This is a genomic window from Methanobrevibacter sp. 87.7 (genome assembly GCF_002208625.1).
Lineage (GTDB): Archaea > Methanobacteriota > Methanobacteria > Methanobacteriales > Methanobacteriaceae > Methanarmilla.
The window spans coordinates 1-15,146 of sequence record NZ_MRCT01000027.1; the positions used below are offsets into that span (position 1 = coordinate 1).

The window sequence follows — 15,146 nt, forward strand, 5'->3', positions numbered from 1 at the left end:
AGGTTATAATTAGTATGTGGAATTTTTTAATAAATTTTAGATTAAATATTGGAGTTATTAATTTTTTTATTTAAATGATTAGAATTTGTTTCTTATTTAAATTATTAAATTATAATTATTTCCATTGTTTTATGAATCAACTAATAATATTAACATTTAAAAGCTATTATAATTTATATATGTTTTATTGATTTAATAGGATTATGTTTATTCTATTTTTTTATTCTATTTGGTTGATTATAATAGTTTAAATTATTTTTAGTTTTTTTATTCTATTTTGATTAAATTTAGAGGTTTAAAATGAATTATTTGGTATTAAGTATTGTTTTCATAGTTTACTTATTCATGGTTGTATTTGTAGGTTATGTTGCATATAAAAGAACAGATTCCTCTGAAGATTATTTAGTTGCAGGTAGAGATACTCACCCTTATATTATGGCATTAAGTTATGGTGCAACGTTTATTTCTACAGCGGCAATTGTTGGTTTTGGAGGTATTGCAGGTCAATATGGTATGAGTATTTTATGGCTTGCTCTTTTGAATTTAGTAGTTGGTATATTTATTGCATTTGTATTTTTAGGTAAAAGAACACGTAAAATTGGAGCTAATTTAAATTCTGTTACTTTTCCTGATTTCTTATCTCTTAGATATAATAGTAAGTTTTTAAAAATATTTGCAGGACTTATTATATTTTTAGGTATGACATTATATTCTTCTGTAGTACTTATTGGAGCAGCAAGATTTATGGAAACATCACTTTCAATTAATTTCCAATTAGCATTACTTATTTTATCTGTAATTATTGCAATGTATGTATTTTATGGTGGTATTAAAGGTGTTATGTATACTGATGCTTTACAAGGAACTATTATGTTCTGTGGAATGATTTTCTTATTATTCTTTATATTCTGGCATTTAGGTGGAATAACTAATGCAAATATGGCATTAACAAACATGGCTCCATTGTATCCTAAAGAAGCACTTGCTCAAGGAGGTACTGGATGGACTAGTTTCCCTAAATTTGGAAGTCCTTTCTGGTGGTATTTAGTATCTACATTAATTATGGGTGTAGGTATTGGTACTATTGCTCAACCACAATTAATTGTACGTTTCATGACAGTTAAATCTGATAAAGAATTAAATAGGTCTGTTTTAATTGGTGGAATATTTATTGCTGTAATGCCAGTTACTGCATATGTTGTAGGTTCATTATCTAATGTATACTTCTATCAAAAATTAGGTAAAACTGCAGTTCAAGTTGTAGGTGGAAATATTGATAAGATTATACCTACATTTATTAATATGGCGCTTCCTGAATGGTTTGTTTATATATTCTTATTAACATTACTTGCAGCAGCAATGAGTACATTATCTGCATTATATCATACTCAAGGAACTGCACTTGGTAGTGATGTTGTAGGTTCATTAAAAAAATTAAATAATGATTCTTTATTAAGTACTACTAAAATAGGAATTCTTCTTGCAGTTATTATTTCATTAATACTTGGTTATATATTACCATCAAGTATTATTGCATTAGGTACTTCTTTATTTATGGGTATTTGTGCAGCTGCATTTTTACCATTATATATTGCATCTATATATTGGAAAGGAACTACAAAAGCAGGGGCTATTGCAGGAGTTGTTTCTGGTTTATGTACTAGTTTATTCTGTTTAATATTCTTGTATAAAAAAACAGCAGCAACTTTAGGTATTTGTCAATTTATTACTGGTCAACCATTTTTAATTCAAGCAATGTCATGGCCTTTAATTGATCCTTTAATATTTGGTGTACCTATATCTGCAATATTATTAATTGTTGTAAGTTTACTTACTAAACCATTAGATGATGAATTAGTTAATAAATCATTTAAAGGAATTGATTAGGTGATAATATGATGGTTTTAGGAATTGAAGATCCAATGATTTGGGGATGTTATATCCTCATATTTATTTTTCTAATTATCTGTGTTGTATATGGTGTAGTAAATTGGAATAAAGGAGATGAATAATTGATTACTTTCAATTTTGAAAGTTTTTAATTATTTTTTATATTTTATTATTTTTGCTTGTTTTTTGATGTTTATTTATTGTATTTTATTATTTGTGCTTTTTTTTAATCTTTATTTATTGTATTTAATTATTTATGTTTGTTTTTTGGTGTTTATTCTTATTTAAATATTTTATTTTAATTTTTAAAGCTATTTTTTTATTTTTCATTTACTTTTTAAATTTTCATATTTTTAAATTATTTAAAATTTATTTATACTTTAAAATACATAATATTATTAATATTATTTTTTTAAAATATTGGAGGAAGCATCATGAGAATAGTTAAAGATTTCATTGGTAAAGAAGTATTAGATTCAGATGTTAACAATATGGGTATTGTTGATGATGTAGAAATTGATAAAGAAACTGGTGCTGTTTTATCACTTGTAATTAAAAAGAAAGGTATTTCTAATGTAATTAGAGCTTCTAAAAGTGAAGATATTATCCCATTTGATTTAGTTAAAACTGTTGGGGATAAAATTATTCTAAAAGATACATATGATATATAAAATTACTATTTAGGTTATTTTTATGGCTTCAAAAGATTATTTGATTAAAATTTTAAAAGAAAATAAAGTTTTTGAAAAAGGACATTTTGTTTTAGCTTCTGGTAAAGAAAGTGATTATTATGTTAATATGAAAAAAGCTATTACTAATCCAGAAATTCTTAAAACAATTGCAGAATTAATAAGTGAAAAAATTGAAGGAGAAAACATTGATAAAATTGCAGGACCGGCTTTAGGTGCTGTTCCTATTGCTGTTGCATCTTCTTTGTTTACTGAAATTCCACTTTTAATGATTAGGAAAGAGAAAAAAGGTTATGGAACTTCAAAACAAATTGAAGGTGAATTAAATAAAGGAGATAATGTTGTTGTAGTTGAAGATGTAACTACTACTGGTGGATCTCTACTTAAAGCAATTAAAGTTATTCAAGATAATGGTGGAATTGTAAAAAGAGCATTTGTTGTTGTAGATAGGGAAGAAGGTGCAATAAATGCATTTGAAAAAGAAGGTATTAAATTAGAACCATTAATCTCTGTCAGTGAGTTTTTTGAAGATTAATTAATTTATATTTCTTATTTTTTCTTTTTTGTTTTATTTTTTTGTATTTTTTATTATTTTAATGTATTTAATTTTTATTTAATTTATTTTTAGTTTATTTTAGCTATTTTAATATTTATCTTATTTTAAACTTTTTAAAAATTAAATATAGTTATTTATAATATTTTTTTAAAAAAAGAGTTTTTAATTTTTATTATTTTTAATGTATTTAAAAAAAGAGTTTAATTAGTTAATATCATTATAATATTAACTATTTTCTTGTATGTTTTACAATATGTGCAATTTCATCTTTAATTATGTCCATTGCAGTTTTAACTGCATTTGGTGAACCTGGCATTGAAAATATAAGTGTTTTATTGTAAACACCTGCTGATGCTCTAGATAATAAAGCTCCTGAACCTAATTCTTCATATGATTTTAATCTAAATAATTCACCAAAACCTGGAACTTCTTTATCATATAATGGTTTTAATGTTTCTATTGTAATATCTCTAGATTCAAGACCAGTTCCTCCAGTAGTAAATATAACATCAATACCTTTTTTATTCATTTCTTTTACTGTTTTCAAAAGTAATTCTTTATCATCTGGAATAATAGTATACTGTTTTATTTCATGATTTCTTTCTTCTAGTATTTCTATAATATTTTTTCCAGAAATATCATTATTTTCATTATTTTTTGAATCTTCGTATTTACTATCACTTAATGTAATTACTCCACATTTTACATCAATAGGAACATGTTTTTTATGTTCTTCCATACTTGCACTTTTCATGGTTTAACTCCTATTTTTGATATTTTTAGATTTAATTATATTATTTAGCTTTGTTTCATTTTAATAATAAAATTTATTAATTTTAAAAATTTAATTTATAATTATGGTTAAAACATATAATATTTTAGATGCTTCTGCTTTTATTGGTGGTTTTGAACCAAAAAATAATTTTAATTTCACTGTTCCTGAAATAACATATGAAGTTAAAGATTTAAAGTCTAAAATTCTTTTAGATCAATGTATTAATCAAGGAAAAATTACTATTAAAAGTCCTGAAGATATTTATATTAATAAATTAGATGATATTATTTCAAAATCTGGTGATGATTTAAGATTATCTTTTCCTGATAAACAACTTTTAGCTCTTGCTCTTGAAATACAAGATACAAAAGGTAATATTTGTGTTTATACTGATGATTATTCTATTCAAAATGTTTTAAAGATAATAGGTCTTCCTTTTAGTTCAATTATTACTGAAGGTATTCATGGTGTATATAATTGGGTAAAAACTTGTGAAGGTTGTAAAAAAGAATATCCTTCAGATTATCCTGAAGATGTTTGTGAAATTTGTGGTTCTAAAATATTTAAAAGAAGAATTAAAAATTAATTTTATTTTTAATATGTAGTTTAAAGTTTGATTTATTTAAATTTCCTTTTAAATTATTTAATCTTAATTTTAAGTTTTTTTATTATTTTAGTTGATGCTCTTTTTTGAGTGTTTTTTGTGGTTTTTAGTTGTTATTAGTTGATGCTCTTTTTTGAGTGTTTTTTGTGATTTTATTTTAAGAGATAATTATTTATTAAAATTTTATTTTTATAGTTTATTTAAGTTGATTTTTATGAAAATTGGTGTTGTAGTACATGGTCCAAATATTATAGATTCTGGTTATGCAAGTAAAATTATTAATTTTTTATCAGAAAATAATGAAGTACATTGTAGATTAGGAGGTACAATGGGTAGAACTGCTGTTATTGATGCTTCTCTTGAGAATATTATTGATATTTCACATAAATTACTTCCAAGTGAATCTTTATCTCTTTTTGCAGATGAAAATATGGATATTATTTTCTTACTTAATTATGGTAAATCTTCTACAACGGGGCATGTTTTTGGATATAAAGTATTTAATCATTATTTAGATAAAGATTTTAATGAAAATATTCCATTAATACAGATTGAACGTCCTGGTGAAGATGATGGTTCTATTGTTTTATGGAATTTACCGGATGATAAAAAAACTTTAGTATATGATATTATATCTCAATTAAAATCTTATTTTAATTTAATTGAAGTTTCTCCTTCTGAAATTAAGAAAAAACATTTTTCTAATTTAGATACTATTGATATAAATAAATATAAAGGAGAAGTAGTTAAACGTAGAATTCATGGTGTAAGTCCTGGGGAAAATATTCTTGTTAATGGTACTGTAATTGGTAAATCTATAAGTGAATCTTTAACACTTATTACTGAAGATGGTATTATTGTTGATATTATTGGAGGTAAAATAAAACAACATGGTGTTGATAAACTTGGAAAAATTGATTTAAAAACAGCTATTGTTAAAACTGGTCTTTTAAGAAGAGCTGAAGTAAGTCCAAGAGTTATTGGTCATGAATCTAATAAAAATATTTATAAGATTGGATATCTTGATCATGCTGCAGAAGATGTTTATAGTTTAAAAGATATGGATTTAGTTGTTACTGTTGGAGATGATACAACACTTCTTGCATCAGATATTTTATTTAGGTTTAAAATTCCAATTATTGGTATTACTGATGGTGATTTAGATAAAGTTGTTGAAAAAGGTTATAAATCAAATGAGTCTGTAATTTTTCAGGTTCAATCTGGATATGATGATAAAATAGGTCATAAAGTTTTTAATGATTTATTTAATTCAAAAAGTTTTTTTGAAGTTTCATCAGATTCATCTAATTTAAATGATATTATTTCTGAACTTTCCTTAGAAATAATGGAAATTATAAAATATATGAAAATTAAATACATAATTAAATAATTTATTTTTAAAATTTTTATAAAATATGTAGAAGGTGTACTTTTTGGATTTGGCTAATTTAGTTAAGTTAATTCAAGATTTTAAAGGCGTTACTAGAAAAAATTCTATATCTGAAGTTACTAACTTATTAAAAAGTGTTTATAATATTTCTGGTGATGTCCTTTTAGATTTTGGTGATGATGCATCAGCAATTGATATTGGAAATAATCAAGTAATATTATTTGCAGCAGATGGTATTTGGGGTCAATTAATTGATTTAGATCCTTATTGGGCTGGATATTGTGCTGTTTTAGTAAATGTGAATGATATTGCTGCAATGGGAGGTAAACCTCTTGCAATGGTTAATATTTTAGCAGCAAATAATGAAGATGTTTCAGAAGAATTAATTAAAGGAATTAAATGTGGTTGTGAAAAATTTAATGTTCCTATGGTTGGAGGACATTTCCATCCTGATGCAGATTATAATTCTGTTAGTGTTGCAATTATTGGAATAATGGATAAAGATAAAATAATTTCATCTTCTGGTGCAAATGTTGGTGATAAAGTTCTTGTTGCTATTGATTTAGAAGGAAGATTTTATGATGAAGAAACTAAATTAAATTGGGATACTACTTATAATAAAAATCCTCAACTTGTAAGAGATCAAATAATGGTTATGAATAAAATTGCAAATGAGAAATTACCTACTGCAGGTAAAGATATTAGTAATCCTGGAATTCTTGGAACATTAGAAATGTTACTTGAAGCATCTGGTGTTGGTGCAGTTGTTAATCTTGAAAAAATACCTAAGTTAGATGAAGTCCCTTGGGAAGTATGGCTTAAAGCTTATCCTGGTGCAGGTTTTGTTTTAACAGCTCCAAGTGAAAATTGTGATAAAATTATTGAAAATTTAGAAAAGTACTCTTTATCTACAAATGTTGTTGGTACTGTTACAAATGAAAAAGTACTTTATTTAGAAAATGAAAATGAAAAATTATCTGTGTTTAAACAGGATGAAAATCCTATTTTGAAATTTGGTAATTAGTAATTTTTAATTTAAATTTATATTTTTTTATTATCTTTTCATATTATTTAGAAAGATTTTTTTATTATACTTTTTATATAATTACTTAAGATATTTTTTATAAAAAATTAATTATATTTTTAAAAATCTAATTAAGGAGATTTTATGTTAATAAAAATCAATGGAGAAGAAATAGATATTGAAGATGGCTCTACTATTAAAGATGCTATTGAATTTTCAAATGCTCCTTATAATCCTGGAAGTATTTTGTGCTTGATTAAAGGAGAAAAGGAAATTCAAAAGAATATTAACAAATTTAAAATTAAAACTCCTAAAGGTAGTATAATTATTGAGATGTCTGATAATGAGGATGCAAAACCTCTTGTTGATATTTGGAAAAATCAATATAAAGAACTTATTGGTTGTTATATTAGATGGTTTTCTTCAACAGAAGTGGCTGTGGGTCCTTTTGTTACAGATTTAAAACCTACTCATAATGAATACAAATATAAAGATTTGGAAGTAATTTTAAGTTTATCTGGATTTAGTAATGAGTCAACTCATATTATTTTTTCTAAAGATAAACATAATAGTACTTATGGAGTTCCTGATTGTAACAGAGGAGTTTTTGCTGAAGTTATTGGTGGTAGGAAAACTATTAATAAATTAAATGAAAGTGACACTATATTGGATATTGAACCAATTATTGAAAGAACTACCACAACTGATAGTGCTTCTGTATATGATTTAGATACTGAATTAAAAGAAGGTTATGAATTATATACTTATGTTGAAATTAAACCAAATTTTGATTCACCTAATTCTGTAGAACATTTATTCTCATTAATTGATGATGGTGTTATTAAAGTTGGTTATGATTCTAATTCTTTTGTTGGTTTTTACCAACTTCAAGGTATTGGAAGACCTCTTGAAAAAACTGGTGTTCGTAAACGTGGTACTATTACTATGAGGAATACTGGTAGTGGAATTGGTAATATTTATATCTACAGATCTGAAAGAGTAGAAGTAAATTCACATACTATTGTTGGTAATGTTATTAAAGGTATGGAACTTATTGATTCTGCAAAATTAGGAGATACTATCACTGTTAAATCAAATCCTCAAAGAATCATGACTTTAAATAAAACTCAAAAAGAAGCTAATGATTTCTTAGATTCTATGGGTATTGAGCAAGTTAGAGAAGGATTTAAAGATGATGATGCAGTTGTTGTTTCTCAAGTACCTGAAACTACATTAGATATTATTAAAGAAGGTAAAGTTACTACTACAGCATATCCTGAAAAAGATATTACTGTTATTGAACTTACTGATAAAGCACCAAGGACTGTTTGGTACTTTAGAAAACTTACTGGTTTAATTGAGAAACCAATTGGTCAATTAAAAGTTCATTTTGCTTTCCCTGGAATGAATATGTCTATATTTGAAGGAGATTCTAAAGCTGCTAAAGGACTTATACCTGAAAATACACCTAATGTAGATACTATTGATGCAGGTATTATTGGTGTAACTAACATGGTTAAAAAGAATGTTGGTTTGATTGGTGTAAGATTTGAACCAAATAATGACTTTGGTCCAACTGCTGAACCATTTGAAGCTACTAATATTATTGGAAAAGTTATAACTGATTTAGAATTAATTGGTAAATTAAAAGAAGGGGAGATTTTATATGTCCGCGAACTTAAGCATGAGTCCTAAATTATCTGCTGAAGAATCTGATCCTGATTATGCAATTAGAATGATTATATTAGGACCTAAAGCTAATGTTAGTGAAAATCAGATTGTTAATCGTATGCATTTACTTGATTTACCTTTAACTGTTAAATGGACTTGTTATGGTGCAATGGTTAGTGGTAAAAAAGAATATGTTGAAGAAGCAGTAAAAGAAGTTAGAAAATTAGATCCTTATAATATATTCACTAAATCTAGAGGATTCCCACCTGGAGATCCTAGACGTTGTAGAGGTCATAGGTATGGTCCTAGAGAAGGTTTCCATCAAATGGAAAAAGAATATCAAATTCTTGGTGATGTTGGTGATGCATTAAAACATCCAAAAGAAGTTTATGTTGAAAGACCAAAACCAGTACCTGTTAATGATTTAGTTAATATTGTAAATGAAGTTATAGAAAAAGAAGATTCAGAAGAATCATGATTTTTAAGTATTCTTAATTAGATTAAATTATAAAATAAATAAATAAAGAGATAATATGATTATGGTGATAGAATGGTAAAGGTAGCTATTTATCCTCCCAATTCTTTAGTTTTAGGAGATTTAATTGAAAGAAAAGGCCATACTGTATTGGCTTTACAAAAAGCAATGTCTCAAAAAGTAAGAGATCCTGAGATAGATTCTCCACCTATGAACATTACTGAAGAAGATCCTTTAAAAGGATTAAAATATGCAGCTATTGAAGTTCCTTCTGGAGTTAGGGGAAGAATGGCTGTAATTGGTCCATTAATTGATGATGCAGAAGCAGCTATTATTATTGATGATGCACCAATTGGATTTGGTTGTGTTGGTTGTGCAAGAACTAATGAACTTGCAATGTTTTGTTTACGTAAAAAAAATATTCCTAAATTAGAAATTTCATATCCTACTAATCGTGATGAAACCTTTGATATGGTAAATAAAATCAATGCATTTTTAGATTCATTAAGTGAAGAAGGAGGAAACTAGTATGGTAAAAATTGCATTAGTTGGGTGTGGTGTAGAATATAGTGGTATTCTTAAAGAAGTTGAAAAAGCTGCTTTAACATTTGGAGCAGAAATTATACTTCCTGATATTGATTTAGATTATATTGAAGAATCTTATCTTAAATTTGGTTTTTCAGCTCAAAGTCCAAACTTAAAATTAATGATTGCACGTGCTATGAGTATTGTTGAAGGACGTACAAAAGCAGATGCAGTATTTGTATGTACTTGTTTCAGATGTGCTGAAGGTGCATTAATAAGAAATGAAGTTAGAAGATTTATACAACAAAATTCACACATACCTGTAGTTACTTATTCCTTTACAGAAAAAACTAAAGCAGATGAATTATTTATTCGTATGGAAGCTTTAGTAACTACTGTTGCTAGAAGAAGTATCCTTGCTCGTGAAAAACAAGAAGGTTTAACAATGGGTATTGATTCTGGTTCAACTACTACTAAAGTTGTTTTAATGGAAAATAATAAAGTAATTGGTACTGGATGGACTGCAACTAAAGATATTATGGAATCTGTTAATATTGCTGCAGCAGATGCATTTGGTGAAACTGGATATGGTTGGGATGATATTGATGGTATTGGAACTACTGGGTATGGTCGTTTAACTATTGGTAAAAAATTAAATGCAGAACTTATCCAAGAAGAAATTTCTGTAAATGCAAAAGGAGCAGTTTATCTTGCAGATAAACAAAGAGGAGAAGCTACTGTTTTAGATATTGGTGGTATGGATAACAAAGTAATTACTGTAAATAATGGTATTCCTGATAACTTTACTATGGGTGGTATTTGTGCAGGTGCTTCTGGAAGATTTTTAGATTTAACTTCTCGTCGTTTAGATGTAGATATTACAGAACTTGGACCTTTAGCTGTTAAAGGTAATTATAGGAATGCTACATTAAACAGTTACTGTATTGTATTTGGTATTCAAGATTTAGTAACTACCTTAGCAGCAGGAGGATCTAAAGAAGATGTTGCAGATGCAGCATGTCATTCTGTAGCTCAACAAGTTTATGAACAACAACTTCAGGAAATTGATATTAGGGAACCTTTAATTCAAGTAGGAGGAACTTCTTTAATATCTGGTCTTGTAGAAGCTGTAAGTGATATTTTAGGTGGAATTGAAATTATTGTCCCTGATTATTCACAACATATTGGTGCTGTTGGTTCAGCATTACTTGTATCTGGTTTAGGAAATAGAAATAATCAATAAGTTAGTGGTTTTTATGTTAGTTGAATCTTATGACAAAAATGGTGCTGAAGTTTATGATATGATTATTAGACAAATCTTTCAAGATCTTCAATTAGGACCTTCTGTTTTGGATTTAAGAGCATTCGTAAATCCTGATGATGCAGTATTTGTTATAGCTATTAAAATGAAAAAAACTGCATCTACTAAATACCTTAAAGATGTTGCTAAAGTAAAATATTCTAAAGGAGATAATCAAACAAGAGTGTTAATTGATGATGAAAATTATCTTCCAAATATTCTTAAAGTATTATGGGAAGAGTATGGTAGAGAAAATGTTCATCAACCAGATAGATATACAATTATTTTAGATGGAGATGAATCAAGAGCAAATGATTTTGTTGTAGATAATCCATTTATTAACCTTCAAAAAAGAATATATGATGGAATTTATAGGATTGTTCTAGAAGGATTTAAAATAATTAAGGATATGTCAAGGGAGGATATTGTTGCAGTTGTTGCAACAGATGAATTGATTATGAATGAATATGTTGAAAAAGCTGAAGAATATATTAAAGAATTAAGTTAATTTATATTTTCTTAAATATTTTAAGAATTTATTAATTTTTTTAATTCTTATTATCTCTTTATTTTTTGATTTTAAGTATCTCTTTATTTTCTTACTGGTTTTTTTATAATTATTTTTTTTATTATTATCGTATTTTTCAAAAAGATTATATGTTATAAAATTATAGTAAAATTTATAAATGTGATTTTATAATATAATTTTAATTAATTCGTATATTTTCGAATAAACTTTAATTTATTTAATATTAATATTTCAGAGGCAGATAATATGAGTGATATTAATAGTAAACATGATCAAACAGGACCTTTATCAAATTTAGGTCAAGGTGAACACAGAGCAACTAAATTTGCACATCTTACTAAGGCTCATCCATGTTTCAATGAAAAATTACATGATAAAGTAGGTAGAGCACATGTACCTATTGCTCCTAAATGTAATATTGGATGTAATTTTTGTGAAAGGTCATTACATAATCCTGATGAAGATAGACCAGGTGTTGCAGGTTGTGTATTAAATGCTGATGAAGCAATTGAACATGTTGATAAAATTTTAGATGAAGAACCTATTGCTGTTGTAGGTGTTGCTGGACCTGGTGATTCATTAGATAATGAAGAAACATTTGAGTTTTTTAAAAAATTAAATGATACTCATCCAGAGTTAATTAAATGTATGAGTACTAATGGTCTTTTACTTCCAGAAAAAGCTCAAGAAATTGCAGACTGTGGAGTAAATAGTGTAACTGTAACTGTTAATGCAGTTGATCCTGAAATACTTAAAGATATTGTTGGATTTGTTCACTATTATCATAAAGTATATAAAGGTGTTGAAGGAGCAAAAATCTTAATTAAAAATCAACTTGATGGTATTGAAGCATTAAATAAACTTGGAATTATTGTAAAAGTTAATTCTGTATTAATTCCTGGATTAAATGATAAACACATTGTTGAAATTGCAAAAGAAGTTTCAAAAAGAGGTGCTTCATTAATGAATGTACTTCCACTTATTCCATTAAATAAAATGAAAGATTATCAACGCCCTGATTGTATGATGATTGAAGGAGTAAGAGAACAAGTTGAAGAAATAATACCTGTATTTAGAGCATGTACTCAATGTAGAGCAGATGCTTATGGTATTCCAGGTAATAAAGCTCATGACCATCATTTAGGTGGTAGTCAAACACCACAAAGTCATTTCTAATTGACTTTGTCTTTTTTTATTTTTTTTTATTTTTAGTTTTTATTCTAGGTTTTTTTAGTTTTAGTCTTTTTTTTTAGTTTTTATTCTAAGTTTTTTATTTTATTTTTTTAAAATCTATTTTTAATTTTTTGTGTATGTTTTATTTTTTTAATTTTATCAAAACTTTTTTTAATTTTTAAATTTAATAAATATTTATGAAAACTTTAGAATGGGAAAATAATAAACTTAAACTTATTGATCAAAGAAAATTACCTGATGAATTAACATATGTTTACTGTGATAATTATAAAGATGTTATTGAAGCTATTAAAAATATGACTGTAAGAGGTGCTCCTGCTATTGGAGTATCTGCAGCATTCGGTATGGCTCTTGCATATCTTGATAATATTGATTTGGATAAAGCTGCAAAAGAAATTAAAGCAGCAAGACCAACAGCAAAAAATCTTTTTTGGGCAGTAGATAGAGTTTTAGATAGTGAAAATCCAGTTGATGAAGTTATTGATATGTATAATGAGGACATGAAAATTAATAGATTAATTGGTAAATATGGTGCTGAAGTTATTGATTATGGTGATACAATACTTACTCACTGTAATGCAGGTGCATTAGCATGTGTTGATTATGGTACTGCTTTAGGTGTTATAAGAGCTGCAAATGAACAAAATAAAAATATTAATGTTATTTGTGATGAAACTCGTCCTCGTGGTCAAGGTGCTAGATTAAGTGTTTGGGAAATGCAACAAGAAAATATACCTGTAAAACTTATTTGTGATGTTGCAAGTGGTTATCTTATGAGTCAGAATATGATTGATAAAGTTGTAATAGGTGCTGATAGGGTAGCAAAAGGAGGAATTGTTAATAAAATAGGTTCTTTTATGGTTGCACTTGCAGCTAAAAGATTTGATATTCCTTTTTATGTTGCTGCACCATATTCTACATTTGATAATGAAATTTCAATATATGATACTAAAATTGAAGAAAGATCTGCTGATGAAGTAACCCATTATGGAAATTGTAGAATTTGCCCTGAAGGTACAGAGGTAATTAATCCAGCATTTGATATTATTCCTAATGATTTAATTACTGGAATAATTACAGAAAAAGGAATAATTGATCCATTATAAATATTTAAATTATTTTCTATTAAAATTAGTTTTTTTATATTTTTTTTTATTTTTTTTTATTAGAATTAGTTTTTTTATTAAAATTATTTTTATTATAAAATATTTAATAAAGATAATTTATTATCTTAATTAATATTTAATAGTTTACTCTACAGTCAAAGGCCATTTGCCACATTCCTGGACTTGTAGAACGTACTTTATGACATTTTTCAATTTTTATTTTTTTATTATGCTCTTTTGCTTTGTCTTCTAATTTTTTCCTACCTTCTTCACAGTTAGGTGCAAATTCATAATAATGTATTATACCATTATTTGCAATAAGTTCAAATGCATAATCAAGAAAATCATATGCTGTTCCAGGTAAATTCATAATGATTCTATCAAATTTTTGATTATTTAATTTATCTTTAATTACCTCTTTAATATCTCCACATATTGGTGTAATTCTACCTTTTAATTTATTCATTTTTATGTTTTCTTTAAGGTATTCAATAGCAACATCATTTATGTCTACTGCAGTTATATCAACATCTCTTTTTGATGCAATTACTATTGGGAATGGTCCAACTCCACAGAACATATCTAATATTTTTTCACCATCATGGCTTATATCTCTTATTCTTTTTCTTTCATTAGTAAGTCTTGGTGAGAAGTAAACTTTACTTACATCTAATTTTAAACGTATTTTTTGTTCTTTATGTATTGTAATAGGATTATCTACTCCACATAAAAATTCAATATCTCTAACTCTTGTAACTCCTTTTATAGGACTATTCTTCATGTAAACTGAATCTCTTTTAGTAAATTTAAGTGTGGTTTTCCCAATTAATTTTTTATATTTTCTTAAATTTTCTGGAATTTCAACTATTACTATTTTACCGATTATATCATAAGAATTATGAAGATCAGTTATTTCTTGGTCACTAAGTTTACCTTTTAGCATTTCTCTAACACTATGAGGATATCTTGGAATTAATTCTAATTCTTTATCAACAACTTCTATTTCCAAAGGTCTTCCATTAAGTAATTTTTGAACTTTTTCTACTTTTCCTGCTTTTTCTATCATCATTTGAATTTCTTCATCATTAACGGGTGCAGTAATACCAATGTAACCATAGTCTTTTTCAGGTTTAATTCTATGGTCCATATCCATAATTTCCATATCCATTAAAATTTTACGTACTTCATCTACCGCAGGTAAACTTATTTTTAAAGATTGCATAATATCATTAATTAAATTGATTTATTAATAAAAATATTTAATTGAAATTTTTTATTCTTCATTATATTGTTTATTATTTCAATTAAATTATATAAAAAATTGATTGTATTTTTATGCTAAAATTTTAATATTTTATTTTTTTAATCATTTTTAGAACTTCAGATTATTTTAGCATATATTATATATAAAATATATT

Annotated in this window: 16 protein-coding genes; 14 read left to right on the forward strand and 2 right to left on the reverse strand. The window is 26.1% G+C overall.

The annotated features are described in order from the left end of the window. Positions 1-300 precede the first annotated feature (300 nt). The 4 genes from BGI41_RS02315 (at position 301) to pyrE (ending at position 3,114) form a co-directional block, all read left to right on the forward strand. Positions 301-1,887: a sodium:solute symporter gene (locus tag BGI41_RS02315; RefSeq protein WP_088538635.1), complete on the forward strand. Its 1,587-nt coding sequence runs from the start codon at positions 301-303 to the stop codon at positions 1,885-1,887. A gap of 8 nt (positions 1,888-1,895) precedes the next feature. Continuing rightward, positions 1,896-2,012, forward strand: coding sequence for a symporter small accessory protein (locus BGI41_RS08750; RefSeq protein ID WP_369829828.1), 117 nt, complete (start codon positions 1,896-1,898; stop codon positions 2,010-2,012). Between the two features lie 312 nt (positions 2,013-2,324). After that, a complete protein-coding gene (locus tag BGI41_RS02320; protein WP_088538636.1) occupies positions 2,325-2,561 on the forward strand; it encodes a PRC-barrel domain-containing protein in 237 nt (78 codons plus the stop codon). Between the two features lie 22 nt (positions 2,562-2,583). After that, positions 2,584-3,114, forward strand: a complete 531-nt coding sequence (pyrE, locus tag BGI41_RS02325; RefSeq protein WP_088538637.1) for an orotate phosphoribosyltransferase — start codon at positions 2,584-2,586, stop codon at positions 3,112-3,114. 250 nt (positions 3,115-3,364) lie between these two features. Here pyrE and BGI41_RS02330 read toward each other — a convergent pair whose 3' ends face one another. Next, positions 3,365-3,889: a molybdenum cofactor biosynthesis protein B gene (locus BGI41_RS02330; protein ID WP_088538638.1), complete on the reverse strand. Its 525-nt coding sequence runs from the start codon at positions 3,887-3,889 to the stop codon at positions 3,365-3,367. 103 nt (positions 3,890-3,992) lie between these two features. Here BGI41_RS02330 and BGI41_RS02335 point away from each other — a divergent pair, with 103 nt between their 5' ends. The 10 genes from BGI41_RS02335 to mtnA all read left to right on the forward strand — a co-directional run bounded on the left by BGI41_RS02335 (position 3,993) and on the right by mtnA (position 13,728). Continuing rightward, positions 3,993-4,496, forward strand: coding sequence for a ribonuclease VapC (locus BGI41_RS02335; RefSeq protein WP_088538639.1), 504 nt, complete (start codon positions 3,993-3,995; stop codon positions 4,494-4,496). A gap of 232 nt (positions 4,497-4,728) precedes the next feature. Next, the gene (locus BGI41_RS02340) at positions 4,729-5,904 is read left to right on the forward strand and encodes a DUF2117 domain-containing protein (RefSeq protein ID WP_088538640.1); all 1,176 of its coding nucleotides are present in this window, start codon (positions 4,729-4,731) and stop codon (positions 5,902-5,904) included. A 43-nt stretch (positions 5,905-5,947) separates the two neighbouring features. Beyond that, positions 5,948-6,928 (forward strand): methanogenesis marker 2 protein, encoded by a 981-nt coding sequence (locus tag BGI41_RS02345; RefSeq protein ID WP_088538641.1) that lies wholly within the window; start codon positions 5,948-5,950, stop codon positions 6,926-6,928. Between the two features lie 144 nt (positions 6,929-7,072). After that, complete coding sequence (locus BGI41_RS02350; RefSeq protein WP_088538642.1) at positions 7,073-8,623, forward strand: methanogenesis marker 3 protein; 1,551 nt, start codon at positions 7,073-7,075, stop codon at positions 8,621-8,623. Next, entirely contained in the window at positions 8,595-9,077 is a 483-nt protein-coding gene (locus BGI41_RS02355) for a methanogenesis marker 6 protein (protein ID WP_088538643.1), read from the forward strand. The genes BGI41_RS02350 and BGI41_RS02355 overlap by 29 nt, the downstream gene beginning before the upstream one ends. A 72-nt stretch (positions 9,078-9,149) precedes the next feature. Continuing rightward, positions 9,150-9,602 (forward strand): methanogenesis marker 5 protein, encoded by a 453-nt coding sequence (locus BGI41_RS02360; RefSeq protein ID WP_088538644.1) that lies wholly within the window; start codon positions 9,150-9,152, stop codon positions 9,600-9,602. Position 9,603: 1 nt separating this feature from the next. After that, the gene (locus tag BGI41_RS02365) at positions 9,604-10,842 is read left to right on the forward strand and encodes a methanogenesis marker 15 protein (RefSeq protein WP_088538645.1); all 1,239 of its coding nucleotides are present in this window, start codon (positions 9,604-9,606) and stop codon (positions 10,840-10,842) included. A 13-nt stretch (positions 10,843-10,855) separates the two neighbouring features. Then, positions 10,856-11,407: a methanogenesis marker 17 protein gene (locus BGI41_RS02370; RefSeq protein ID WP_088538646.1), complete on the forward strand. Its 552-nt coding sequence runs from the start codon at positions 10,856-10,858 to the stop codon at positions 11,405-11,407. A 267-nt stretch (positions 11,408-11,674) separates the two neighbouring features. Next, entirely contained in the window at positions 11,675-12,604 is a 930-nt protein-coding gene (locus tag BGI41_RS02375; RefSeq protein WP_088538647.1) for a radical SAM protein, read from the forward strand. Between the two features lie 194 nt (positions 12,605-12,798). Beyond that, positions 12,799-13,728 (forward strand): S-methyl-5-thioribose-1-phosphate isomerase, encoded by a 930-nt coding sequence (mtnA, locus tag BGI41_RS02380; RefSeq protein ID WP_088538648.1) that lies wholly within the window; start codon positions 12,799-12,801, stop codon positions 13,726-13,728. A 136-nt stretch (positions 13,729-13,864) separates the two neighbouring features. On the opposite strand, the gene BGI41_RS02385 is transcribed toward mtnA, so the two are convergent. Continuing rightward, positions 13,865-14,950: a class I SAM-dependent methyltransferase family protein gene (locus tag BGI41_RS02385; RefSeq protein ID WP_088538649.1), complete on the reverse strand. Its 1,086-nt coding sequence runs from the start codon at positions 14,948-14,950 to the stop codon at positions 13,865-13,867. Positions 14,951-15,146 lie beyond the last annotated feature (196 nt).

What these genes read in the sequence shown, in the direction of transcription:
- BGI41_RS02320 (WP_088538636.1), top strand. Translation starts at nt 2,325, where the DNA reads ATGAGAATAGTTAAAGATTTCATTGGTAAAGAAGTATTAGATTCAGAT.
- BGI41_RS02330 (WP_088538638.1), bottom strand. Translation starts at nt 3,889, where the DNA reads ATGAAAAGTGCAAGTATGGAAGAACATAAAAAACATGTTCCTATTGAT.
- BGI41_RS02315 (WP_088538635.1), top strand. Translation starts at nt 301, where the DNA reads ATGAATTATTTGGTATTAAGTATTGTTTTCATAGTTTACTTATTCATG.
- mtnA (WP_088538648.1), top strand. Translation starts at nt 12,799, where the DNA reads ATGAAAACTTTAGAATGGGAAAATAATAAACTTAAACTTATTGATCAA.
- BGI41_RS02375 (WP_088538647.1), top strand. Translation starts at nt 11,675, where the DNA reads ATGAGTGATATTAATAGTAAACATGATCAAACAGGACCTTTATCAAAT.
- BGI41_RS08750 (WP_369829828.1), top strand. Translation starts at nt 1,896, where the DNA reads ATGATGGTTTTAGGAATTGAAGATCCAATGATTTGGGGATGTTATATC.
- BGI41_RS02355 (WP_088538643.1), top strand. Translation starts at nt 8,595, where the DNA reads ATGTCCGCGAACTTAAGCATGAGTCCTAAATTATCTGCTGAAGAATCT.
- BGI41_RS02350 (WP_088538642.1), top strand. Translation starts at nt 7,073, where the DNA reads ATGTTAATAAAAATCAATGGAGAAGAAATAGATATTGAAGATGGCTCT.
- BGI41_RS02335 (WP_088538639.1), top strand. Translation starts at nt 3,993, where the DNA reads ATGGTTAAAACATATAATATTTTAGATGCTTCTGCTTTTATTGGTGGT.
- BGI41_RS02340 (WP_088538640.1), top strand. Translation starts at nt 4,729, where the DNA reads ATGAAAATTGGTGTTGTAGTACATGGTCCAAATATTATAGATTCTGGT.
- BGI41_RS02360 (WP_088538644.1), top strand. Translation starts at nt 9,150, where the DNA reads ATGGTAAAGGTAGCTATTTATCCTCCCAATTCTTTAGTTTTAGGAGAT.
- pyrE (WP_088538637.1), top strand. Translation starts at nt 2,584, where the DNA reads ATGGCTTCAAAAGATTATTTGATTAAAATTTTAAAAGAAAATAAAGTT.
- BGI41_RS02365 (WP_088538645.1), top strand. Translation starts at nt 9,604, where the DNA reads ATGGTAAAAATTGCATTAGTTGGGTGTGGTGTAGAATATAGTGGTATT.
- BGI41_RS02370 (WP_088538646.1), top strand. Translation starts at nt 10,856, where the DNA reads ATGTTAGTTGAATCTTATGACAAAAATGGTGCTGAAGTTTATGATATG.
- BGI41_RS02385 (WP_088538649.1), bottom strand. Translation starts at nt 14,950, where the DNA reads ATGCAATCTTTAAAAATAAGTTTACCTGCGGTAGATGAAGTACGTAAA.